22 protein-coding genes are annotated in these 21,927 nt (G+C 35.9%); 8 read left to right on the top strand and 14 right to left on the bottom strand.

Translation table 11 applies throughout. From position 1 onward, the window contains the following. Positions 1-76 precede the first annotated feature (76 nt). From GQN54_RS11930 to GQN54_RS11910, 5 genes are all read right to left on the bottom strand, one after another. A complete protein-coding gene (locus tag GQN54_RS11930) occupies positions 77-739 on the bottom strand; it encodes a hypothetical protein (protein WP_160633784.1) in 663 nt (220 codons plus the stop codon). A 173-nt stretch (positions 740-912) separates the two neighbouring features. Then, complete coding sequence (locus GQN54_RS11925; protein ID WP_160633783.1) at positions 913-1,785, bottom strand: UbiA-like polyprenyltransferase; 873 nt, start codon at positions 1,783-1,785, stop codon at positions 913-915. 22 nt (positions 1,786-1,807) lie between these two features. Then, positions 1,808-2,752: a succinylglutamate desuccinylase/aspartoacylase family protein gene (locus GQN54_RS11920; RefSeq protein WP_160633782.1), complete on the bottom strand. Its 945-nt coding sequence runs from the start codon at positions 2,750-2,752 to the stop codon at positions 1,808-1,810. Between the two features lie 22 nt (positions 2,753-2,774). Continuing rightward, positions 2,775-3,683: a 30S ribosomal protein S6--L-glutamate ligase gene (gene rimK, locus GQN54_RS11915; RefSeq protein WP_160633781.1), complete on the bottom strand. Its 909-nt coding sequence runs from the start codon at positions 3,681-3,683 to the stop codon at positions 2,775-2,777. 18 nt (positions 3,684-3,701) lie between these two features. Continuing rightward, a complete protein-coding gene (locus GQN54_RS11910) occupies positions 3,702-4,130 on the bottom strand; it encodes an ATP-dependent zinc protease family protein (protein ID WP_160633780.1) in 429 nt (142 codons plus the stop codon). Between the two features lie 95 nt (positions 4,131-4,225). Between GQN54_RS11910 and ettA the strand changes: the two genes are divergently transcribed. After that, a complete protein-coding gene (gene ettA / locus GQN54_RS11905) occupies positions 4,226-5,908 on the top strand; it encodes an energy-dependent translational throttle protein EttA (protein ID WP_160633779.1) in 1,683 nt (560 codons plus the stop codon). Between the two features lie 74 nt (positions 5,909-5,982). Here the strand turns inward: ettA and GQN54_RS11900 are convergent, their stop codons facing one another. The 6 genes from GQN54_RS11900 to GQN54_RS11875 form a co-directional block, all read right to left on the bottom strand. Further along, positions 5,983-6,732 carry a T9SS type A sorting domain-containing protein gene (locus GQN54_RS11900; protein WP_160633778.1) on the bottom strand — a complete coding sequence of 250 codons (750 nt, stop codon included), beginning with the start codon at positions 6,730-6,732 and terminating at the stop codon, positions 5,983-5,985. Between the two features lie 41 nt (positions 6,733-6,773). Then, complete coding sequence (locus GQN54_RS11895) at positions 6,774-7,559, bottom strand: inositol monophosphatase family protein (protein ID WP_160633777.1); 786 nt, start codon at positions 7,557-7,559, stop codon at positions 6,774-6,776. After that, positions 7,556-8,716 (bottom strand): prolipoprotein diacylglyceryl transferase, encoded by a 1,161-nt coding sequence (locus tag GQN54_RS11890; protein WP_160633776.1) that lies wholly within the window; start codon positions 8,714-8,716, stop codon positions 7,556-7,558. Before GQN54_RS11890 ends, GQN54_RS11895 begins: the two co-directional genes overlap by 4 nt. A gap of 55 nt (positions 8,717-8,771) precedes the next feature. Beyond that, positions 8,772-10,604: a TrkH family potassium uptake protein gene (locus GQN54_RS11885; RefSeq protein ID WP_160633775.1), complete on the bottom strand. Its 1,833-nt coding sequence runs from the start codon at positions 10,602-10,604 to the stop codon at positions 8,772-8,774. Between the two features lie 61 nt (positions 10,605-10,665). Then, positions 10,666-11,661 (bottom strand): bifunctional heptose 7-phosphate kinase/heptose 1-phosphate adenyltransferase, encoded by a 996-nt coding sequence (locus GQN54_RS11880; protein ID WP_160633774.1) that lies wholly within the window; start codon positions 11,659-11,661, stop codon positions 10,666-10,668. 5 nt (positions 11,662-11,666) lie between these two features. Continuing rightward, complete coding sequence (locus GQN54_RS11875) at positions 11,667-12,857, bottom strand: pyridoxal phosphate-dependent aminotransferase (RefSeq protein WP_160633773.1); 1,191 nt, start codon at positions 12,855-12,857, stop codon at positions 11,667-11,669. A gap of 146 nt (positions 12,858-13,003) precedes the next feature. Here GQN54_RS11875 and GQN54_RS11870 point away from each other — a divergent pair, with 146 nt between their 5' ends. Both GQN54_RS11870 and GQN54_RS11865 read left to right on the top strand, forming a co-directional pair. Continuing rightward, complete coding sequence (locus GQN54_RS11870) at positions 13,004-13,528, top strand: DUF7935 family protein (RefSeq protein ID WP_160633772.1); 525 nt, start codon at positions 13,004-13,006, stop codon at positions 13,526-13,528. Continuing rightward, positions 13,528-14,262, top strand: coding sequence for a VIT1/CCC1 transporter family protein (locus tag GQN54_RS11865; protein WP_160633771.1), 735 nt, complete (start codon positions 13,528-13,530; stop codon positions 14,260-14,262). The genes GQN54_RS11870 and GQN54_RS11865 overlap by 1 nt, the downstream gene beginning before the upstream one ends. Here the strand turns inward: GQN54_RS11865 and GQN54_RS11860 are convergent. Continuing rightward, entirely contained in the window at positions 14,259-15,254 is a 996-nt protein-coding gene (locus GQN54_RS11860) for a T9SS type A sorting domain-containing protein (RefSeq protein ID WP_160633770.1), read from the bottom strand. The genes GQN54_RS11865 and GQN54_RS11860 overlap by 4 nt on opposite strands. Positions 15,255-15,500: 246 nt before the next feature. Between GQN54_RS11860 and hpt the strand changes: the two genes are divergently transcribed. Both hpt and GQN54_RS15490 read left to right on the top strand, forming a co-directional pair. Beyond that, a complete protein-coding gene (gene hpt, locus GQN54_RS15495; protein ID WP_160633769.1) occupies positions 15,501-16,037 on the top strand; it encodes a hypoxanthine phosphoribosyltransferase in 537 nt (178 codons plus the stop codon). Positions 16,038-16,053: 16 nt separating this feature from the next. Beyond that, positions 16,054-16,623: an adenylate kinase gene (locus GQN54_RS15490; protein ID WP_160633768.1), complete on the top strand. Its 570-nt coding sequence runs from the start codon at positions 16,054-16,056 to the stop codon at positions 16,621-16,623. 36 nt (positions 16,624-16,659) lie between these two features. Here the strand turns inward: GQN54_RS15490 and GQN54_RS11845 are convergent, their stop codons facing one another. Then, positions 16,660-18,315 carry a SpoIIE family protein phosphatase gene (locus GQN54_RS11845; protein ID WP_160633767.1) on the bottom strand — a complete coding sequence of 552 codons (1,656 nt, stop codon included), beginning with the start codon at positions 18,313-18,315 and terminating at the stop codon, positions 16,660-16,662. A gap of 170 nt (positions 18,316-18,485) precedes the next feature. Between GQN54_RS11845 and obgE the strand changes: the two genes are divergently transcribed. The 3 genes from obgE to crcB are packed head-to-tail and all read left to right on the top strand — an operon-like array spanning position 18,486 to position 20,423. After that, entirely contained in the window at positions 18,486-19,481 is a 996-nt protein-coding gene (gene obgE / locus GQN54_RS11840) for a GTPase ObgE (RefSeq protein WP_160633766.1), read from the top strand. Then, on the top strand, positions 19,474-20,067 hold the full coding sequence (locus tag GQN54_RS11835) for a phosphatase PAP2 family protein (RefSeq protein WP_207554894.1): 594 nt from the start codon (positions 19,474-19,476) through the stop codon (positions 20,065-20,067). Before obgE ends, GQN54_RS11835 begins: the two co-directional genes overlap by 8 nt. Then, positions 20,064-20,423: a fluoride efflux transporter CrcB gene (gene crcB / locus GQN54_RS11830; RefSeq protein ID WP_160633765.1), complete on the top strand. Its 360-nt coding sequence runs from the start codon at positions 20,064-20,066 to the stop codon at positions 20,421-20,423. The genes GQN54_RS11835 and crcB overlap by 4 nt, the downstream gene beginning before the upstream one ends. A gap of 86 nt (positions 20,424-20,509) precedes the next feature. Here the strand turns inward: crcB and GQN54_RS11825 are convergent, their stop codons facing one another. After that, entirely contained in the window at positions 20,510-21,595 is a 1,086-nt protein-coding gene (locus tag GQN54_RS11825; protein ID WP_160633764.1) for a hypothetical protein, read from the bottom strand. Between the last annotated feature and the right edge of the window lie 332 nt (positions 21,596-21,927).

Genomic DNA, 21,927 nt, shown 5'->3' with positions numbered 1-21,927 from the left:
AGATGGACTCAAAAAAAAGGAATCGCCTTAGTGACGATTCCCTTCTCTTCAGTAATAATTGGTTGTAAATCAATATCTATTTCTGCTTCATTTCTCTTTCTTTATCCGTCGCTATTTTTTCATCGGCTTTAGCTCCAGGTTTATTGGCTACCTTCAATGCTGCATACTTTGTTTTTGTTTTTGCAATTTCTCGGTTGTTTTCAGCCTTTAAATCTGGTTCTACTACATTTTTTCGTTCGTTCAATGCATCCCAAATTAATTCAGCTTCTTTCCAGTCTTCGTTGCTCATCGCATCTTGGTTGGCGTCGATGTAATTGACGAAATTCTCATAGACTTCTTTAATGTTCGAAGCGGTAACGTTAGATAAGTCCATGTTTCTATCGTTGCTTTTCACGATTAAATACATTTCATTAATCTTTGCAGCTCTTTCTTTAGCCTCCATTTCATCCATTTTGGCTTTTGCGTCTGCTTTCATTCTTTCGTATTTATCTTTCAACTCTTCAAATTCCTTTTTAGAATCATCAGAAAGTTGTTCGATTTCGTCACTAACTTTGTTCTTTTTGACTACATACTTTCGTTCTACTTCTTCCCAGTTGGCTTCAGTTTCTGCGGAAAGTTCATTCACGTAGGCCTCAAATTCTTCTAGATTTTTAGATTCGTTGTTTGCCGTATCGCAGCTACTTAAAAATCCCATTCCTCCGATTAAAATCGCTGCTACTGTTATTTTATACCTTTTCATAATTGTTTAAGTTTTATAAGTTTCTTAACCATTAGAAAAAGCTGAGCCAGAAGAGATTTTTTTGGTTATATATTTAAATGTGAGCTAGTTATGGTGTAATCTTGAAGTCTGTCAGAATTCAATTTTGTGGGGTAAATTTCCCAAACTGTAAAAGAGACTCCTTAAAAAAAGAATTATAAGGGGAAGAGCAACTCTAAAATGGTAAAAACAGCAAACAGAACGGAGGCAACTCCATTGGTGGTAAAAAAGGCCAAATTAACTTTAGAAAGATCATTGGCTTTTACGATGAGGTGTTGATAGGTGAGTAAGGCTAGAAAAAGCGCAGTTCCAATCCAATAAAATGTACCGAAACCAGCTTTGTATCCTGCAAAAATGATAAAACCGGCAGTGAGTAGGTGTAAGAATGTAGAGAAACCCAAAGCGCCATCTTTCCCTAGAAAAACAGGAATGGATTTTAGGTTCATTTTTTTATCAAAATCATAGTCTTGCAAAGCATAAATAATATCAAATCCGGATACCCAAAACAATACCGCAAAAGAAAAGTAGAGTGGAAGCCAAGCAAATGAACCGACAACTACTAGGTATGCTCCGATTGGAGCTAATGCCAATCCAATACCTAATATTAAATGGCACAATGCTGTAAATCTTTTAGTGAGACTATATCCTAAAACTACAGCTAAAGCAACTGGTGAAAGGTAAAAGCAAATGGAATTGATGAAATAAGTCGTTGCAATAAATAATATGCTGTTTCCAATGACAAACCATTTTGCAGAATTCGGCGTAATCGTTCCGTTTGGAATTTCTCTGACTTTAGCGGTTCTTTCATTGGCTGAGTCAATATCTCTATCGATGTATCGGTTGAAGGCCATGGCGGCATTTCTAGCGAAAACCATACACAGAAGCATGGGGATAAAAGTTACCCAATCAAAGGTGTAGATGGAGAATTTAATCGCCAAAAAGTAGCCAATCAGTGCAAAAGGCAATGCAAAAATGGTGTGACTAAATTTTACAAGCGAAAGAAAATTTTTAACGGGAGAAGCCTTCATTCAATCTAATTTTGCGGCAAATTTAATGAATCCCGATGTGGAATAGCGCATCTCCTTGATTAACCAATGGCATATTATTGTGCCCAATTATAATTCCGGTATGGGAAGCTTTTACTTTGGTTTCAAATTGCCCAAATGGATCGGTAATTTTTCCAATGATTTGGTTCTTTTTGACTTCTTTGCCCGAGTGTATAGTAGCAGTGAACATTCCAGAGCTTTTGGCTCGAACCCAAAAACTGTTGCTGCAAAAAACATTTTCTTCTTCATGAGGAGCTTGAGTGATCATTCCTAGATGCTTCATTACTCTTCTCGCTCCACGAATACCATTTTGTATCACGTGTTCATCAAAACGCATCGATTCTCCACCTTCAAACACAATGATGGATTTGCCCATTTTGTAGGCTTCTTTCCGTAAGCTTTTATCAATTAATTTAGAAGCCATAGTAATCGGGGCATTGAACACGTCGGCTATTTTTTTGCTGTATTCATCACTTGGTGAAAAACGACATTGAGGATAGTTGTATCTACTGGCTCCGCCGGTGTGGAAGTCAATTCCTAAATCTATTTCTTTTAAGACTTTGTGTGTTAAGTTGTAGGCGACTCTGGCTGCTAAAGAACCAGTTAAACTACCGGGAAAACTTCTGTTAATGTCTTTACCGTCTGGCACTTCCCTCGAAAAGTTGAGAAATCCATAGATGTTCATGATAGGAATAGCAATCACTGACCCACAGTGGAGGTGTTCGAAGGTATGGTTGGCCACCATTCTGCGGACAATCTCAACGCCGTTAACTTCATCTCCATGAAGACCTCCACTCAATAACAATATAGGACCAGGGTTTTTACTTCGGTACACATAAATCGGTAAGTCGATTTTAGTTCCTGAAGCCAATCGGGCTATATTTAAAGTGATGACAGCATTTTCGCCGTCTTTTACTCCTTGTTTATTGATGGAAATCATTTTACTCATATCCTATGGTAGATTTTGATTGTTATGCGCCAACTTTATCTTTCAAGCTGTTCTTTTTTCCTGCATTTCCTTCTATATATTCGATGATTTTTCCTGCAATGTCCACTTTCGTCGAATTTTCAATTCCTTCCAAACCTGGAGAAGAATTCACCTCTAAAATTAAAGGCCCTCTTTCCGATTGCAACATGTCTACTCCTGCAATACTCAATCCCATTGCTTTAGCCGCTTTTATGGCTGCTGTTTTTTCTGATCGTTTTAATTTAATTGCGGTTGAGGACCCGCCTCGATGAAGGTTTGATCTAAACTCTCCTTCTTTTCCTTGGCGTTTCATTGCCCCAACTACTTCTCCGTTTACTACAAATGCACGAATGTCTGCTCCGCCAGCTTCTTTTATAAATTCTTGCACCAAGATGTTGGTGTTCAATCCCCAGAAGGCTTCAATTACCGATTTTGCAGCTTTTTGAGTTTCAGCTAATACCACTCCTAATCCTTGGGTTCCTTCTAGTACTTTAATAATTAATGGAGTTCCGCCTACACTTTTGATAAGGTTGGTGATGTCGTCAGGGTGCCTAGCGAATGCCGTTTTAGGAATATCTAACCCTTCTCTAGACATTATTTGAATACTTCTCAGTTTATCTCTGGAACGTGTTAAGGCTACTGATTTAACCGTTGTAAATACATTACACATCTCAAATTGACGAATAATGGAAGCGCCATAAAAAGTGACTGAAGCTCCAATACGGGGTATCACGGCGTCAAACCCTTCTAGCTTTTCACTACCATAATATATGGCAGGTTCTTGTTTTTGATTGACAATATAGCACTTGGTATGATCAAGCACATGAACTTCATGCCCTCGAATTTCTGCGGCCTCAACCAATCTGCGCGTTGAGTACAATTTTTTATTTCGAGAGAGAATGGCAATTTTCATCTTTGAGAACTTATGTGATTAATTGATTTTTATTTTTGAAACATCAATCAAATATCCGTTTTTTAATAGTTTTCTTCCTATTAATACTGGATATTTCATCTTTTGTCTATCCGTTAAACTGACGTCAGTTAGGTAGGTTTTTCCGGCTAATTTTATTTTTGTTTTAATGATGTAGCGTTTTTCTTTGCGTCCATTTGAACTTTTAACTTTCTTTTGTCCGAAATCTATACTGGTAAAAATCTTTTCAGAATACTCCGGATGATCCGGATCGAGGATGTCAAAATGGAGTACCTCTTTTCCTTCAATTTCTTCTACCCATATTTTATGACAATGCAGAGCAGTGCTATAGGCTCCAGTATCAATTTTTGCCTCAATTCCTATTAGCTCAAGCTTCGGGAAATCTACTATTTCTACTCTTCCAATTAAAACTTTCTCTTTTTTGGCCATTAATCTGTATTAAATTAAGTTTACTACTTGATAGTGGTCGTATTTTTGTCAAATTTGCATAAAATATTGAAACCTATTTCAAATAACATTAGAATATGAGCGACGATAAGAAGATTATTTTTTCAATGGTAAACGTTTCCAAAGTGTTGCCTTCTGGAAATACCATTTTAAGTAACATTTATCTTTCTTTTTACTACGGTGCAAAGATTGGTATAATTGGTTTAAACGGATCGGGAAAATCTACCTTGATGCGCATAATTGCCGGAGAGGATAAAGACATCAAAGGAGAAGTTGTTTTTTCTGACGGATATAAAGTAGGGATGCTTTCGCAGGAACCTTATTTAGATCCAGAAAAAACGGTGAAACAAGTAGTAGAAGAGGGTGTTCAGGAAGTGGTGGATGTGTTGAAGGCATACGAAGCTTGTAACGAGAAGTTTGGAGATCCAGAAGTTTTGGAGAATCCGGATAAGATGGAAGCATTAATGAAAGAGCAAGAGCAGCTTTCTGAAAAAATAGACCAATACAACGCTTGGGAGTTAGATCAACGTTTGCAAAGAGCAATGGATGCCCTACAGTGTCCTGATGGAGATACGCCAGTGACAGTATTGTCCGGTGGTGAACGTCGTCGTGTGGCTTTGTGTCGTTTACTGTTGCAAGAGCCAGATGTATTACTACTAGATGAGCCTACTAACCACTTGGATGCCGAATCTGTGTATTGGTTGGAGCGTCACTTACAACAATATAAAGGAACTGTAATCGCGGTAACTCACGATAGATACTTCTTAGATAACGTAGCAGGTTGGATTCTTGAATTGGACAAAGGAAAAGGTATTCCATGGGAAGGTAACTATTCTTCTTGGTTGGATCAGAAGACCAAGAAAATGGCGCAAGAGGAGAAATCTGAGAGCAAGCGAAGAAAGAATTTAGAGCGAGAATTAGAATGGGTGAGAATGAGCCCTAAAGGTCGTCAGAGTAAGTCGAAAGCGAGATTGAACAATTACGACAAAATGATGAGCGAAGGCGGAATGAAAAAGGAGTCAACCTTGGAAATTCCAATTCCTAACGGACCACGTTTGGGTAATGAAGTAATCGAGGCGAAGCAAGTAGCAAAAGCATTTGATGGTAAAATTTTATTTGACGACTTGAACTTTAGGTTGCCACCTGCAGGTATTGTTGGAATTATTGGACCAAACGGTGCTGGTAAAACTACCTTGTTCCGTTTAATTATGGGTGAAGAAACTCCTGACAAAGGAGAGTTTGCAGTGGGTCAAACGGTAGAATTAGGTTATGTGGATCAAACGCACAAAGATTTAGATCCGAATAAGACCATTTATGAAGTAATTAGTAATGGACAAGAGCACATTGAAGTAGGAGGTCAAACACTGAATGCAAGAGCTTACATATCTCGTTTTAACTTCTCTGGTTCTGATCAGAATAAAAAAGTAGGAGTATTATCAGGTGGAGAGCGAAATAGATTGCACTTAGCAATGACGCTAAAAACGGAAGCCAACGTATTGTTACTGGATGAGCCGACCAACGACATCGATGTAAATACATTGAGAGCATTAGAGGAAGGTATTGAAAACTTCGCCGGGTGTGCTGTTGTGATTTCTCACGATAGATGGTTCCTAGATAGAATTTGTACACACATCTTAGCTTTTGAAGGAAATGGGAATGTGTATTATTTCGAAGGAGGATATTCTGACTACGAAGAAAACAGAGCTAAACGTTTGGGTAAAGAACCAACTCGATTCAAGTATAAAAAATTAGCTGATTAATTTTCGGATAATAATTAAATAGGAAATGCCCTTTGACGAAAGTCAAAGGGCATTTTTAATTATAATGGAAAATTTTACTTCATTATTTTTTTGGTCAAAATAGGAACTCCCTTATTGGTGATTTGAAAAAGGTAGATTCCATTGCTTTCACCTGCTAAATGGATGGTGGTGGATTCAGTAAAAGATTGAAACCTGATTAGCTTACCTGTTAGACTGTATACATTTACCCTTAAATCAGCTGAGAAGATAGATTGAATTTTGAAGGTACCGTCTAGGTTGTTACTAAAAGAAATCCCAGATGCAATTGATCTTTTTTCCAAACCCACTAAAGACCTGCAATCTCCATTATTGGCTTTCCAGTTATTGATAATTGTAGAATAACTAAAGGTGGTGTAATCGCTAGGGCTAGGGAATGTGGATACGGTATTGACGATGTAATCGGTACAAGTTCCATTGGAGATTACTAAATCGCCTATTCCACATGAATTTTCACTTCTAGAGTAACTGCCATTGGAGTAAGGATGTAAAATAGCAATAATAGTATCCCCCACATTTCCCAATCTTGTGGCTAGTGCCATAGAAGAATCTGCACAGGAATTGATATCGTAGTTTTCAATAGTAATGGTGTCCGAAATGGTTCCACGTAATTTTTCGAGGACTAAAACTGAGATACTTGTTGAGTCTGAAGATAAAATTTGTCCTGCAATAACAGGATAGATTTGAGAATGGTTTGCTGATGTACAGAATGACCAGTATGTACTACATGTACACCCCAATCCCATTTTTACAATTAATGCAAGCAGTACAGTTAAGAAAGTTTTCATGATAAAGTAGTTTATTGATTCTTATAAAGATAAGAAAAATACTACTCCATATAATTTTTTATCGACATTAAGAATGATGCATGTAAATTAGAATTCGACGCGATTATTTCTCTCCCAAATAAATAGTCGTCACCACCACTGAAATCACAGACTTGACCACCTGCTTGTTGAACTATAAATGCACCCGCAGCTACATCCCAAGCATTCAAACTGTACTCGAAAAAACCATCCATTCGGCCACAAGCGACGTAAGCAAGATCCATTGCCGCTGACCCTAATCTACGAATGCCTCTAGTTTCTTTCATGAAATGTTGCAATAATTGCATGTATTCAGTTAGTCGGTCGTAATTGTAGTATGGAAATCCTGTGGCAATCAATGACTGCGACAAATCATCTGTTTCTGAAACATGAATTGGTTTGCCATTCAGAAAAGCTGCACTATTTTCCCATGCGTAAAAGCATTCGCTTGAGGTAATTTCAAAGATGACGCCTAGAATAATTTGATTTTCTTTTCTTAGTGCAATACTAATACAATACACAGGCAATCCATGAATAAAATTGGTTGTTCCATCTAGAGGGTCTATGATCCAATTGTATACCTCTCCTTTTTTTATTGAAGTCCCTTCTTCGGCGATAAATCCAGCTTCAGGAATCAAAACACTCAATCCATCTACCAGTCGTTTTTCAGCTGTTTTATCTACATAAGTAACTAAGCTATTTTTAGATTTAATCTCTACGTCAGAAGCTTTGATATTTTCATCTCGTATAAAATTGCCAACCTCAGTTGATAGTGAGATGACTTCCTGACAGAGTTGTTCTAAATTCATGTTTGGGGAAGGTATTTATTCTTATTCTTTGTAAAGTAAATCATTCCAGCTATGCCAGATAGAAATAATATCACAGCAATCATTTCCGCTTGTGTAAAGCTGAGCCCTGCAAAATGATAATCCGGATTGATTCGAATTTGTTCGATTAAAAATCGCTCAATTCCATTTAAAGAGAGGTAAATGCTAAATATGATTCCTGGAATGTCTATTCGTTTTCTCAGGCTCCATAGAATTCCAAAAATAATGAATGCCATAATGGTTTCATAGAATGGAGTCGGCCAAGCCTTTCCGGTAATACTTTCGAGGCCCATTTGTGCAAAATCTTCTTTTATATCTATTCCGAGTACATTGTTGGGATAATCGTAAGCCCAGGTCCAATCTGGTAAAAAACTCATCCATTCAGGTTGTGGAGCATCGTTTGGCATTCCCCAATCACCATCCCCGGCAACTTGACATCCAACTCGTCCCATCCCATATGCAGCCATTAGTCCAGGAGCACATGCATCTGCTACATGTATCCACGTCATTCCATTTTTTACTGCATAATATAATACTGAACCTCCTCCTATAATCAAACCGCCATAAATACTTAACCCAGAAAAACTGGTTAAGGCTCCAATCGGATCTGCTAAAAGCTCGTCTAAATTCTCTAAGTTGTGAAATAATTTTGCTCCAAGAATACCTGCTACTGCTGCAATTAGCGTCATATTGCTCACATGTTCATGCGGCTGCATTTTTTGTTGTTCAGTTTTAGGAGTTGCTAACTTTTGTTTGTCGGCATCCTTTTTTCTTAAATAGACTGCAATTGCAGCACCTATAACACCACCAATGAAATAGCCTTTACCAGAAAGGATGTAGGAAGGAGGGTTAGCCACAAACTGACTGTACTCAAGTATTAAAATCGGAAGTTTGAACCCTAAAGCAAAGCCGAATAAACCATTTAATAGCAGGTCTTGAAAAGATGCAGGAGCTCCTATAGTTACTGTTTTCCAAGTGGGTTTTAACAATCCGTTCTTTTCTTTTCTTTTCAACTCAAGTGTAAAGAAATAAGCCGCTAATAAAAATGAAATGGCTACAAAAAAGCCGAAAGACGGCAATGGTAATGGGATATTAATGCCAAAAAGGTCTTTCAGCGCGTCACTTATAGTTGGATACATATATTTGAATTGAAAAAAATGTGCTATTGACAAAAGTAAGGATTGATAATCAAACTTAACCTACCATCGTATGTCCATCAGCAAATTTATAATTGGTACTTAATGATTCTTTAGTAAATGCATAGGCTACTGTTAACATTCCTACCCTTCCTGCAAACATGGATAAAACTAAAATGACCTTTCCCCACATGGATAAGGAGGAAGTGACACCTCTGGATAATCCAACAGTACCATATGCCGACACTTCTTCAAAAATAATATCAATAAAGGTAAAGCTGCCTGATTCTATCAAGCTTGTCTCGGTGTAGGCCAAGCCAAAGCAACCTAATAATAGGCCAATTGCGAAAAATAGAAAGACTGAATAGGCCCTCAATACTAGATTTCCTTGAATATTATACGAGAAAAGTTCTGTTCTCTTTTTATTTTTGATGGTACTGATCGTAGCCGCCCAAATAATGGCAAAGGTGGATGTTTTTATTCCCCCACCAGTTGAACTAGATGCTCCACCAATAAACATTAAGAACATAAAAACAACAACTGTTGGAAGCGAGAGTGCAGAGATATCGACAGTATTTAAACCGCCAGATCGAGTAGTGACTGATTGAAAAATAGAATGACTAATATTTTCTAACACATTCGTCTGACCTTTTAAGGAATAATTTCCTTCAAAAATGTAGAAAAAGAATGCACCTACAAGTACTAACCCTAATGAAAAATACAGCGAAATTTTGGTGGCAAATTCTAATGATTTCCAAGGCATTTTTATTCTTTCACGAATACGTTTAATGCTGAAAATATCGAAAATAGCCATAAAACCTAAGGCACCCAAAAATAACAGGATACACATAATATTGTGGACTAGATAGTTGTCTCTGACTATTTCTTCGTGTAATCCATCACTGAAGAGTGAAAATCCTGCACTATTCAATGCAGAAATAGAGTGGAAAATGGAAAAGAAAATCTTTTCATTTACTGATTTAAAGGGAATATCAGGAGACCAAGCGAAAAAGGTAAGCACAGCCCCCAATATTTCTATGAATAAACTCCAAATGATTACTTTCGCCAGCATGCCTCTGGCACTCATTAAGTTATTCTTGTTAAAGAAATCTTCTATTACTGAATGTTGTTTTACACCTACACCAAACTTAGAGAATAAGGCGATAAAGGAACCAAATGCAATTACATTCAAACCACCAAACTTAATCAAGAGCATTATTATCATTTGCCCTTTAAAGGTGAAAAATAGAGCAGTGTCCTGAACCGCTAAACCGGTAACTGTGGCAGCTGATGTAGCAGTAAAGATGGCATCTATAAAACTCATTCCACCTTCAATCGTGGTCATTTCTGGAAGCATTAATAGTCCTGCTCCTGCTATAATAATACACACAAAAATACCTAAGAATAATCCGGAGGGATTAATTTTTAAACGAGGTAGAATGTTACTTCCTTTTCCGATTTCATACCAAACCACTATTAGAAAGTAGAGCTGAATCAATAAGTTGGTATATTCTCCAACATTGGCGAACCCCAAGTTGGTAAAAAAGGAGGAGATAAGGAGATGGTCGAAAAGGTTATATGAAATACCTTCTACTACTAAAAACAACATTACCATACCTTCTACCCATGTTCTTTTCAGAAAATCTATTGGTTCAAAATCGTAGATAAATTGTATGATGTAATTGAGAATATAAACTACAAAAGTGCTTTTAAAAATACCTATTAGGTAACTTTTAGAGGAGTCGGTTTGAGGGAATCCATAATAATATACTAAAGTAGCCAAGGCAACAATAGAAGCTACGAAAACGCCAATTTTCATTATTCTATTGACCAATCCTTTTGACTTGTATAGCCTTAGGTTGATTTTTTCTCTAAACTCCTGAATACCCATAGTAGCTTAAATGCTATAAATGAAGAATCAAATGTAGGCTGAATTTTGTAAATCCGTGCATTTAGCTATAAATCTCTATGGCTTCTTTTAATAATTGTTCCTTCACAATAGAAACTACACCCACTTTTTCGCAAACAAGTCCACCAGCTAGATTAGATAATTCAGCAATTACTTTTGAAGGCATATCTAAGGCCAAACACAAAGAAGCCACACTTATTACAGTGTCACCTGCACCAGAAACATCAGCGATAGAACGGTGATGAGCTGGAATGTGGTGTTTCTCCGAATTATTCTTGATAAATACACCTAACTCTGATAAGGTAATTAGAGTCTGTTTGTTATTGAGTACTTTTTCTAGCTGGTCTATTGCTACTTCTAATTCTGCTTTATTTTTTTTATCAAAGTCTATTTTTAGTCCTTCTTTTAATTCTTTTAAGTTGGGTTTAAATAGAGTTACATTTTTATAAAACTTAAAATTTCTCTTTTTGGGATCTACCGTTGTTGGGATATTTTTTTCGATGGCAAGGTCAACTACCTTTTTGATTAAACGTTCAGAAATAGCTCCTTTATCATAATCTTCAAAAATAATGACATCTATTTTCGAATCATTAATAATTTGGTGAATCACTTGAAAAAAGGCATCTTCATCTGCTTTTGGAATAGCATCAGTTGTTTCCCTATCCACTCTAAGCATTTGGTAATTATTGCCAATGATGCGGGTTTTCTCTGTGGTCACTCTATTTTCAATGGTCAAAATTCCTTCACTTGAAAGCTGATGTGTGTTTAACAATTCAATAAAATCAACTCCACTAGTGTCATTACCAATAGGAGCACACATAATGGCATTTGCCCCTAAAGCTTGAATATTCAAAGCTACATTTGCTGCTCCTCCCAATCGCTTTTCGGAATAATCTACTGCGACAATAGGTACAGGTGCTTCTGGAGAAATGCGTTCTACTTTTCCCCAATAATAGGCATCTACCATAACGTCGCCTATGATTAGTACGTTTAACTCGTTGAACTTTTGAAATAAACTCGTGAGGTTGACTTTTTGCACGATGATTAAATTTTTGCTAATGCAGTTTGTATTCTTTTTAAGGCTTCAGTTAAAACACTTTCAGAAGCGGCATATGAAATTCTAATGCAATTGGGGTTTCCAAAAGCTTCTCCAGTTACTAATGCTACCTTAGCCTCATCCAATAAGAATAAGCTGAGGTCATTTGCATTTTCAATGGATCTTCCATTAAACGACTTACCAAAGAAAGAGGATACATCTGGAAATACATAAAAGGCTCCCTCAGGTGTGTTGGTTTTAACTCCAGGAATTTTTTGAAGTAACTCTAACACTAAATCTCTTCGATTTCTAAATGCTGTTTGCATTTCCTTTAAAACTACAGGTGAGGCTAAAAGAGCCGCTTGAGCTGCTTTTTGGGCAATACTGCAAGTGCCTGAAGTCACTTGTCCTTGTATTTTAGTGCAGGCATCAGCAATCCATTTTGGAGCTCCGATGTATCCAATTCGCCAGCCAGTCATTGCAAAACCCTTAGAAACACCATTAATTGTGATGACTTGATCCTTAATTTCTGAGAATTGAGCCAAACTCTGGTGTTGGTTGACAAAGTTGATGTGTTCGTATATTTCGTCAGAAATCACTAAAAAGTTAGGATTTCTTTTCATGACCTCGGCAATTTCCTTTAATTCTTGCTGCCCATAAACCGAGCCTGTTGGATTACAGGGTGTACTGAAGATCATCATTTTAGTTTTAGGAGTAATTGCTGCTTCAATTTGTTCAGCACTTACTTTAAAATCTTGTTCGATTCCAGCTTCTATGATGACTGGGATTCCTTCAGCCATTTTTATGATTTCAATGTAGCTAACCCAATAAGGAGCAGGAACAATTACTTCATCTCCAGGATTTACAATACTCAACATTACATTGGTAATGGATTGTTTGGCACCAGTTGAAATTACTATTTCGTCAGGAGAGTAATTTAAATTATTATCTCGCTTAAATTTTTCAGAAACGGCTTGTCTTACTTCCAGATATCCGTTCACCGGAGTATAATGGGTGAAGTTGTTGGCAATAGCCTCATTAGCTGCTTTTTTTACAAAATCAGGGGTGTCAAAGTCTGGTTCACCTAGACTTAAACTTATTATGTCAATCCCAGCTTGTTGAAGTTCTCGACTACGACGAGCCATTGCTAGTGTTTGTGATTCAGATAAGTGATTGATGCGGTCTGCAACTTGACTCATAATTAAAACAGATTCGTAAATACGTGAGGCACAAATCTAATAAATTTGTTCACTACAGCCCCTATTAAATACAATAGATATTAAGAAAAAATGGTGCGGTATAAACCAAATAATTCGATTAATTTTAAATTTTCAAAATCTATTTTATGACAGAATCAATCCTACAAGCATTACTATTTATTCTACCAATCATAATTGTGTTCATTGGAATCTATTTTATGATGAAAAAACTAATTGACTCTTTTCAAAAAAAGTGGCTTTTAGATTTTAGGAAAGAGTCTCAAAAAACAGTGACACCTATTAAGTTTCAGGCTTACGAAAGAATTGTTTTATTCTTAGAGCGAATATCCTTAGAGAATTTAGTGATGCGGATTTATGTCGGAGGAATGTCTAGAAGTAAACTACATCAAGAATTACTTAAAGCCATACGAACAGAATATGAGCATAATTTATCACAACAGGTTTATGTTAGTACCTCGGCGTGGAGGATGGTTAGGACAGTAAAAGAAGAAAACTTAAAAATTGTAAATACCGCTGCAAGTTCTTTACCTGAAGATGCATCGGGTATGGAGTTGAGTCAATTAATATTAAAATTAATGGCAGGTATGAAACAGTCTCCATCCAGAACTGCCATCGATTACTTAAAACAAGAAATAGATCAACACTTATAATGGCGGAAGAACATAGAGAGTATGAGTATCATAATGGATCTAAATTCTGGGATAAGTGGAATGATTATATCGGAGAGTTCGTATATGGCGGAATAGATGGTAGTGTCACTACTTTTGCAGTTGTAGCAGGAGCAGCAGGAGCCAATTTAGATTCTTCAGTAGTTATTATTCTAGGGTTTGCCAATTTGATTGCAGATGGTTTTGCAATGTCGGTAGGCAGTTATCTTTCTAATAAGTCAGAATTGGAACGCTTTGAAAAGCATGAACAAGTAGAGTATTGGGAAGTTGAGCATCTACCAGAAAAAGAGCGGGAGGAAGTCAAGGAAATATATGCGGCCAAAGGATTTGAAGGAGAGTTATTAGAAAAAGTAGTCGATGTGATAACAGCCAACAAAAAGCGTTGGGTAGACGTAATGATGAAGGAAGAGTTGGGGATGATAAAAGAGGAAAAGTCGCCTATTAAAATGGGCGCCGTTACATTCATATCGTTTATTGTGGTCGGTTTCATTCCATTGCTTGTATATGTTTTGGATTATCTTTCTTCCACAAAAATTGAACAACCATTTCTAGTCGCAATACTACTGACGTCAGTAGCATTTATGTTAATTGGTTGGTTAAAAAGTTCGGTGAATCAAACTAATCCTTTCAGAAGTATTATAGAAACATTGATGTTGGGTGCTTTTGCAGCAGGATTATCATTTTTGGTGGGGGATGTTCTCGCAAAGATGTTCTAGATTTTTACAAACCTTTTGGTTCCTCTAAGAGTTTGTATAACATATACACCATTTGGAAGATTTGAAATATCATATTGTATCATAGTTGGTGATATTATAGTCGATGGTATTTGCAGAGTTAAATTTTTGCCCAAACTAGAATAAATCAAAATTTGTGAGAGTTCAATCTCTTCGCCTTCGATTGAGATGTGGTTTTCGCTGGGGTTCGGGTAAACCTTTAGTTCTACAGGTGAATAAATTTTATTTTCTTCTACTGACGAAATAAACGAATAGGTAGATGTTCCATCGAAATCAGTTTGTTTTATTTGATAATAGGAGTCTCCTTTTAATGGATCTTTATCTATAAAGGAGTACTCATTTTTTTGATTTGAATTCCCAGAGCCCTTCACTGTGCCAATGATTTCCCAATTTTCTGCATCACTTGAGCGTTCAATTGAAAAGTAATCATTATTGATTTCTGAAGCGGTAATCCACTTTAAAAGTACTTGGTTTGTTGTTTTTATTGCCTTAAAGTCAATCAATTCAACTGGAAGTGGGGAGCCGGAGCATGAAATGGTCCGATTGGAAATTCCTGGTCCGTCGATTTGTAATGTACTGCTATTACAACCCAAAGAAGATGTAGTAGCTGTTGCACAGTCTGAGGCACTTCTGTATGGATTTGAAGTCGTGGTGTAGGAGCCAGTTCCTCCGGAGTTGGGCAAATTGTAAAATAGGGTATGACTGCCACATCTTAAATTTCCTTGTAAGGTATACATGGATGATGGTGCTGTAGCTCCACTAAAAGTAACAGTGTAGTCAACGATAATGTTGTAATTATAGCCATAAGGACATGAACTTGGTGCAACGACTGAGCGAGGAACAACGTTGACAGTAACTTCATATCCTGTTGACGATGTGACTGTGCATTGCGCAATAGCAGAATCGGTATGGAGAAAAAATACAAGGCTAATCAAGAATGCACCAATTCCATATGGGGTTAACAGATTCTTCATTGTGATACTTTTTAGGGTGGCCAAAGTTAAGGTAAAATTTGTTTGTCTACTAAAATCAATACTTAGTAGTTTTAAACAAGTTAGTAGTCGAAGAAAAAATGAAATTTTTATTAGTGTTTTTACGTATGGATTTTTACTTAATATATGCAGTGAGCAAAATCTTGAACCTTGATCAGGGAAGGAATTTAAACCACAAGTGGAATCTTAGAATTTTATTACTTTTGGAACCTTAAAAAAAACAATCAATTGAAAGAAGTAAAAATATTAGACAAAACATTTCGATTATATAAGAACGAAGAAGAAATCGCTACTTCAATTTCGACCATAGCCAATAGTATAAATTCAGATTATGAAGGCAAGTCGCCTTTATTTTTAGGCGTTCTCAATGGATGCTTTCTGTTTGCTGCTGACTTAATGAAAAAAGTAAACCTTTCTTGTGAAATAAGTTTTGTGAAGGTAGCTAGTTATAAAGGAATGAAGTCTACAGGTGAAGTAAATCAATTGATTGGCTTAGACAGAAGTCTTGAAGGTAGAGATGTTATTATAGTAGAAGATATCGTAGATACTGGAAATACTATAGAAACAATTGTCGATTTATTAAAAAAAGCTGGCTGTAACTCCATAAAAATTGCTACTTTTCTGCTCAAACCAGAGGCATATAATAAGGACATCCCCGTTGACTATGTTGCTATGGAAATTCCGAATGCTTTTGTAGTAGGGTATGGCCTAGACTACGATGGTTTTGGAAGAAATTTAAATGAACTATTTGTTTTAAAAGATTAATAATAGAAAGAAGACAATGTTAAATATTGTATTATTTGGACCTCCAGGGGCAGGAAAAGGCACTCAAGCAACTAAATTAAAAGAAGCATATAATTTAGTGCACCTTTCAACAGGAGATTTATTGAGAGCTGAAATTAAAGAAAAGACTAAGTTGGGTCTAGAAGCACAAGCCTTTATGAATAAGGGTGAGTTGGTTCCAGATGAGGTAGTTATTGGGATGATAGAGTCGAAATTGGAGCAAAATTCTGATGCCAAAGGCTTTATTTTTGATGGTTTTCCTAGAACAACAGAGCAGGCCAAAGCTCTAGATGCTTTATTAGAAGATTACAATACCTCTATAACAGTAATGTTGTCTCTAGAAGTGGATGATGAAGAATTAGTGGCCCGAATTGTTCAAAGAGGAAAGGACTCCGGTAGGGAGGATGATAAAAATGAGTCGGTAATTTTTAATAGAATTGTAACTTACAATAAAGTGACTTCCCCGTTAAAAGTATACTACAATAAGCAAGGGAAATATAACGTAATAGATGGCGTAGGTAGTATGGATGAAGTTTTTAATAGATTGACAGAGAAAATCAAACAATAATAAAAGAAGGAAGGGAGAGCATTGCACTCCCTTTTTTTATAATCTTACTCCGATAACCAGAATATCGTCTACTTGTTCTTCGTTGCCTTTCCAATCGATGATGTTTTTCTCAAAGAGTTTACCTTGGTCTCTCATTGGTAAATGTTTAATTGCTTCGATAAGGTGTATGATATTTTTACTCATAAACTTTTTGCCTCTAGGTCCTCCAAACTGATCTACATAGCCATCACTTAAAAGATAGAACAAATCTCCAGTTTGAAATTGATGTCTAAAGGTTTTAAATTCCTTTTTTACATTACCCTCTCGATCTCCACCAATTGAATTCTTAGACGTAGTTATTTTATGAAGCTCATTTTTAGTGTAAATATACATTGGCCGATTGGCTCCTGAATATTCTATTTTGTTTGTTTGAAAGTCGATGACGCTTATACCCAGCTCCATTCCGTCTGTAGAGTTCTCAATATTTGCTCCCTGTTGATTGATACTTGTGCGAACTTGTTTATCTAATTCTTTTAAAATAACCGAAGGTTCTAATATCTTTTTATCGTTGATAATATAGTTTAAAGCTGTATATCCAATAATTGACATAAAAGCACCAGGAACACCGTGACCTGTACAATCTACAGCAGCTATTACTGCTTTGTGTCCAATTTGGGTGAACCAATAAAAATCTCCACTCACAATATCTTTCGGATGGTAATATATAAATGAGTCGGGTAGGGTTTGTCTAATGTAGCTTTGAGTAGGTAGAATCGATGCTTGAATTCTTTTAGCATACTGAATACTCCGCTTTATTTCTAAGTTTTGGATTTCAACGATTTCCTTTTCTTTATTCAACTGAAAGGTTCTTTCTTGAACCAATTCTTCTAGGCTGTTGTTGAGGGTGATGAGGCTCTCATTTGCTCTATCCAGGTCTTTTAGACTTTGATTTAAAGCTTTTTCAGCTAATTTTTTTGCGGTAATGTCTCTAATAATACCTTGATACAGGTAATCATTCTGTACTTCATCAAAAATTTTAATAGTACTTAAAAGGCAGTCTATTACCTCTCCACTTTGTTGCTTTTTTAGTTTCACCTCAAAGTCTTTAACACTAGAGGTTTTTTCAATTTCTTTGATCAGTTGTTCTCTTTCGTTCTGATCGATATAAAGATCATGAGCACTATAATGATCTAATTTTTCTTTCTCGATTTCAAATAATTTTAAACCAGATGGATTGATGGTAATGAATTCACCTCTTTCATTGGTCATATAGATAGCATCTATCGAATGGTAGAATAGTTCTTTATATCGATTTTCGCTTCTTCTAAGAGTAACTTCCGTCTTTTTTCGCTCTATAGAATATTGAATGGATCGATTCAGGAGTAATTCGTCAAAATTTCCTTTCACTAAAAAGTCTTGAGCTCCATTTTTAACTGCATTAATTCCAACATACTCATCATTTATACCGGTTAAAACAATGAATGGAGTGTCTGCATTTTCTTGGAAAAGCTTAAGATAATTAAAAATGCCGAAGCTATCAGGTAGGGTGAGGTCTATTAAAACGATGTCAAACTTATCACAGTTGAGTGCTTTGCTAGCTTCTAATAGGGTGCTCTTATGAAATATTGATTTTTCTTCAGGATGATTACTTTCTATCAATTCGCTCAGGAAGAATGCATCGTCCTCGTTGTCAACAACTATTAAAATGTTCAAAGTTAAGGTGAGTTTATTGTTGGGTTTTAAATTATGTTAAAGTAGTGATAGCCTAAAGATAATTTCATTTTACGAACAAAAAAACAAAAAATAGACGAATCTTTTATTTTTTACTATCAAAGTCCTATTCCTTACTAAAAGTTTAAATTTGCAAATTAAACAAAATGTAGATGTCCGAAAATAACTTTGTAGATTACGTTAAGATTGCCTTTAAATCTGGTAGAGGTGGGAGAGGTTCTACTCATTTTTACCGAGATCGATTGACAGCAAAAGGTGGTCCTGATGGAGGAAATGGTGGTAGAGGTGGACATATCGTATTGAGAGGAAATGCCCAATTATGGACCCTATTGCACTTGAAGTATAGAAAACATATTAGCGCTGGAGATGGCGAAGGCGGAGGAGCGAATAACAGAAGCGGAGGAGATGGAAATGATGAAGTTATCGATGTCCCCGTAGGAACGATTGCTAGAGACGCTGAAACAGGAGAGGTTGAATTTGAAATTACTGAAGATGGGCAAACAGTGATCCTACTTAGTGGAGGAAAAGGTGGACAAGGGAACACAAAATTTAAATCAGCAACTAATCAATCACCAAGATATGCTCAGCCTGGTGAAGAAGGGCAAACACAATGGAAGATTCTAGAATTGAAAGTTCTTGCTGATGTGGGTTTAGTTGGCTTCCCGAATGCAGGGAAATCAACATTGCTTTCTGTTATCACAGCAGCAAAACCAGAAATCGCAAATTATCCTTTTACTACATTGGTGCCTAATTTAGGAATCGTGCCTTATCGTGATTTTAAGTCCTTTATTATGGCAGATATCCCTGGTATTATTGAGGGGGCTCATACTGGAAAAGGGATAGGGTTGCGATTTTTGAGACATATTGAGAGAAACAGCTTGCTGTTGTTTATGGTGCCAGCAGATAGTGAGGATATTGCAAAAGAGTATGAAATTTTGTTGAATGAATTGAGAGCGTATAATCCTGAATTATTGGACAAGAAAAGAATATTAGCAATATCTAAATCTGATATGTTGGATGAGGAATTAAAGTCGGAAATTAAAGCTCAGTTGCCTGATTTGGATTCTATTTTTATTTCTTCGGTGGCGCAACAAGGGTTGACTGAGTTAAAAGACCTCTTGTGGAAAAATCTTACGATAAATGAGTAGTATTATTGACCAATTAATCCATCTTGACAAGTCTCTATTTTTATCTTTAAATGGCTGTGGAGCTCCTCAGCTTGATTCGCTAATGGTGTTTGTTTCGGGAAAGTTAGAGTGGATCCCGTTATATGCCGTTTTACTTTATTTTGTATTTAAACAGTATAAAACGAAGGGTTTTTATATATTGTTTTTTGTGGTATTGTTAATTGTAGCTTCAGATCAAATTTCTGTTAATCTATTTAAAAATGTGTTTGAACGTTTTAGGCCATGTCATGACCCAACACTAGAAGGGTTGGTTTATATAGTGGATAATCGATGTGGTGGAAAGTTTGGATTCGTTTCTTCTCATGCTACAAATACATTTGCTTTGGCCACTTTTATTGGGTTGATTTTAAAGAATAGAAGCTGGTTGTTTGGTTTGTTAATATGGGCTACAGTTGTCTCGTATAGCCGAGTTTACCTAGGTGTTCACTTTCCTTTAGATGTTCTGTGTGGAGCTCTTTTAGGTGTTTTGATTGCCTATCTTGATTATTCTTTCATGAATTGGATCGATAAACGATTCAATTTTGGAATCAATTCTCAAACAAAATGAATTATGTATTAGTCTTTGTAGGAGGAGGAATTGGTAGTGTGTTAAGGTATGCAATCAGTATTCTATTTCAATTTCAAACGCATAAATTTCCAGTAGCCACGGTATTAACTAATTTGGTAAGTTGTTTACTGATAGGAGTGTTGGTATTTTATAGTACCACAAAGTGGCCAATCGATTCAATTTATAGGCCCTTATTGATTATAGGCTTTTGTGGCGGTTTTAGCACATTCTCTACTTTTAGTTTGGAGACCTTTACTCTTTTCAAAGATGGTAATTATTGCATTGCTTTACTTAATGTTTTAATAAGTGTTGGCTTTGGATTGGGGATAATTGCCTATTTGAATAAAAGTATGTAAAAATAAAAAAACTCCTCATTGGGTGTGAGGAGTTTTCGGCAACTAAACAGAAAGTTTTAACCAATTATTATTTTCAAGAGTGTTGTTTAGCTGAATGCAGTAGATCTATTTGTCAGTGGGTTTAGTTCCCTGTTCTTTGTAAAATAGTTGATTGCATTCTTTGTTTTAACAAGGTTTTCTTGTAGAGAAATAACCAATCCTTTCGAGGGGGTAAATGATTGGTTATTAAGGTATCTTTCTTGGTAGGAGGTTATTAAATCTTTTGCAATATCAGTTGGAAAGTTTAAGTTGTAATAAACTACGTGTTTTGCAGTATTTATTTGTAAAATAAACGCAGTTTCGAAAGTGGGGTTGTTATTTTCTAACAAAAACTTCATGCCTGATAGAGCAAGTATATTGTTTAAGTAAAATTGTTCAGCTCCAGCTGGTAGTTGCTGAATCAATTCATTGGTTGTTAAATAAGAATTTTCAATAGTTTCTATTGACGTGAGGGCGTATTTACTTTCTGGTAAAAAGGCGCTGGACAATAGAATAGCCAAATGATAAATGCTTGAAGTATACCCATTCTGGTTATACGTGAAAATATTTTTCAATTCAAGTAACGTTCTATCAATTTGGGACTTAAATTCAGTACAAGGATCTTGATTGTATTCTCCAATTTTTGAATTTAAATGCATGAATAGAGTTAAACATCTTTCATTAGATTGTTTGATATTATAATGACTTCTATAAAGTTTATAATACTCTTCATATTTCTCATTATTTCTATTCAGTTGAGTTAGCTTTTCATAAATTGGGGCAGCATAATAATCTAGATTAAACTTATTTAAATCGCTTAGAAAGGAGTGTAGAATTAAGTTCTCTTCATCACAATTAAAGTTGCTAGGTCTAGTAGATAAATAGGATACTCTATTCAATAAGCTGTGCTTTATTTCATTGCAATCAATTTCGTAAAGCGCATAGATTTTTCTTTTCAGTGATCGTTTTAACTCTAAATATAGGTAGGAGTTGATTTGAAGAACTTCAGCCATCTTTTCATCACTGTAAATATGATTTCTGTAGAGTTCAATAATGCCTTTGAGTAGGATATTATTAGAGTCCTCAAAGTTAACAACCAAAGAATTGTAGTCTTCGGTGTTTAATTGGCGTACAAGGTTTCTAATTTTAATCATCTCTACGAAGAGGCTATTTTTTTAACCTACGATGTAAAATTAGGCTGAATGTCATCCTTATAAAAGGACAATAATCCAAAATTGTGCATATAGAAAGTTGTTAAATACTGTATTTTTGGTATTTAAATAATTAATAAACATCACTTTAAGGTGTGATGTTTTGTGCGCTTTGAATGGTGTGGAGTGTTTTATTTTTTTAAAAAAATATTGGTCTACTAAGGGAATTCCCAATCACCACCTCTACCGTCAGGAGATTCGTCAGCAGGTTGCTGGTTTTGTGCTTGCTGAATTTCAGTATTCAGTTGTTGTTCAGTGTAGTTTTCAAAATCGGC

This window comes from Acidiluteibacter ferrifornacis, assembly GCF_009909615.1.
Lineage (GTDB): Bacteria > Bacteroidota > Bacteroidia > Flavobacteriales_E > Vicingaceae > Acidiluteibacter > Acidiluteibacter ferrifornacis.
This window is presented reverse-complemented; position numbering and strand designations above follow the sequence as displayed.

Coding starts and splice junctions, on each gene's coding strand:
- GQN54_RS11930 (WP_160633784.1), bottom strand. CDS start 739: ATGAAAAGGTATAAAATAACAGTAGCAGCGATTTTAATCGGAGGAATG.
- GQN54_RS11925 (WP_160633783.1), bottom strand. CDS start 1,785: ATGAAGGCTTCTCCCGTTAAAAATTTTCTTTCGCTTGTAAAATTTAGT.
- GQN54_RS11920 (WP_160633782.1), bottom strand. CDS start 2,752: ATGAGTAAAATGATTTCCATCAATAAACAAGGAGTAAAAGACGGCGAA.
- rimK (WP_160633781.1), bottom strand. CDS start 3,683: ATGAAAATTGCCATTCTCTCTCGAAATAAAAAATTGTACTCAACGCGC.
- GQN54_RS11910 (WP_160633780.1), bottom strand. CDS start 4,130: ATGGCCAAAAAAGAGAAAGTTTTAATTGGAAGAGTAGAAATAGTAGAT.
- ettA (WP_160633779.1), top strand. CDS start 4,226: ATGAGCGACGATAAGAAGATTATTTTTTCAATGGTAAACGTTTCCAAA.
- GQN54_RS11900 (WP_160633778.1), bottom strand. CDS start 6,732: ATGAAAACTTTCTTAACTGTACTGCTTGCATTAATTGTAAAAATGGGA.
- GQN54_RS11895 (WP_160633777.1), bottom strand. CDS start 7,559: ATGAATTTAGAACAACTCTGTCAGGAAGTCATCTCACTATCAACTGAG.
- GQN54_RS11890 (WP_160633776.1), bottom strand. CDS start 8,716: ATGTATCCAACTATAAGTGACGCGCTGAAAGACCTTTTTGGCATTAAT.
- GQN54_RS11885 (WP_160633775.1), bottom strand. CDS start 10,604: ATGGGTATTCAGGAGTTTAGAGAAAAAATCAACCTAAGGCTATACAAG.
- GQN54_RS11875 (WP_160633773.1), bottom strand. CDS start 12,857: ATGAGTCAAGTTGCAGACCGCATCAATCACTTATCTGAATCACAAACA.
- GQN54_RS11870 (WP_160633772.1), top strand. CDS start 13,004: ATGACAGAATCAATCCTACAAGCATTACTATTTATTCTACCAATCATA.
- GQN54_RS11865 (WP_160633771.1), top strand. CDS start 13,528: ATGGCGGAAGAACATAGAGAGTATGAGTATCATAATGGATCTAAATTC.
- GQN54_RS11860 (WP_160633770.1), bottom strand. CDS start 15,254: ATGAAGAATCTGTTAACCCCATATGGAATTGGTGCATTCTTGATTAGC.
- GQN54_RS15490 (WP_160633768.1), top strand. CDS start 16,054: ATGTTAAATATTGTATTATTTGGACCTCCAGGGGCAGGAAAAGGCACT.
- obgE (WP_160633766.1), top strand. CDS start 18,486: ATGTCCGAAAATAACTTTGTAGATTACGTTAAGATTGCCTTTAAATCT.
- GQN54_RS11835 (WP_207554894.1), top strand. CDS start 19,474: ATGAGTAGTATTATTGACCAATTAATCCATCTTGACAAGTCTCTATTT.
- crcB (WP_160633765.1), top strand. CDS start 20,064: ATGAATTATGTATTAGTCTTTGTAGGAGGAGGAATTGGTAGTGTGTTA.
- GQN54_RS11825 (WP_160633764.1), bottom strand. CDS start 21,595: ATGATTAAAATTAGAAACCTTGTACGCCAATTAAACACCGAAGACTAC.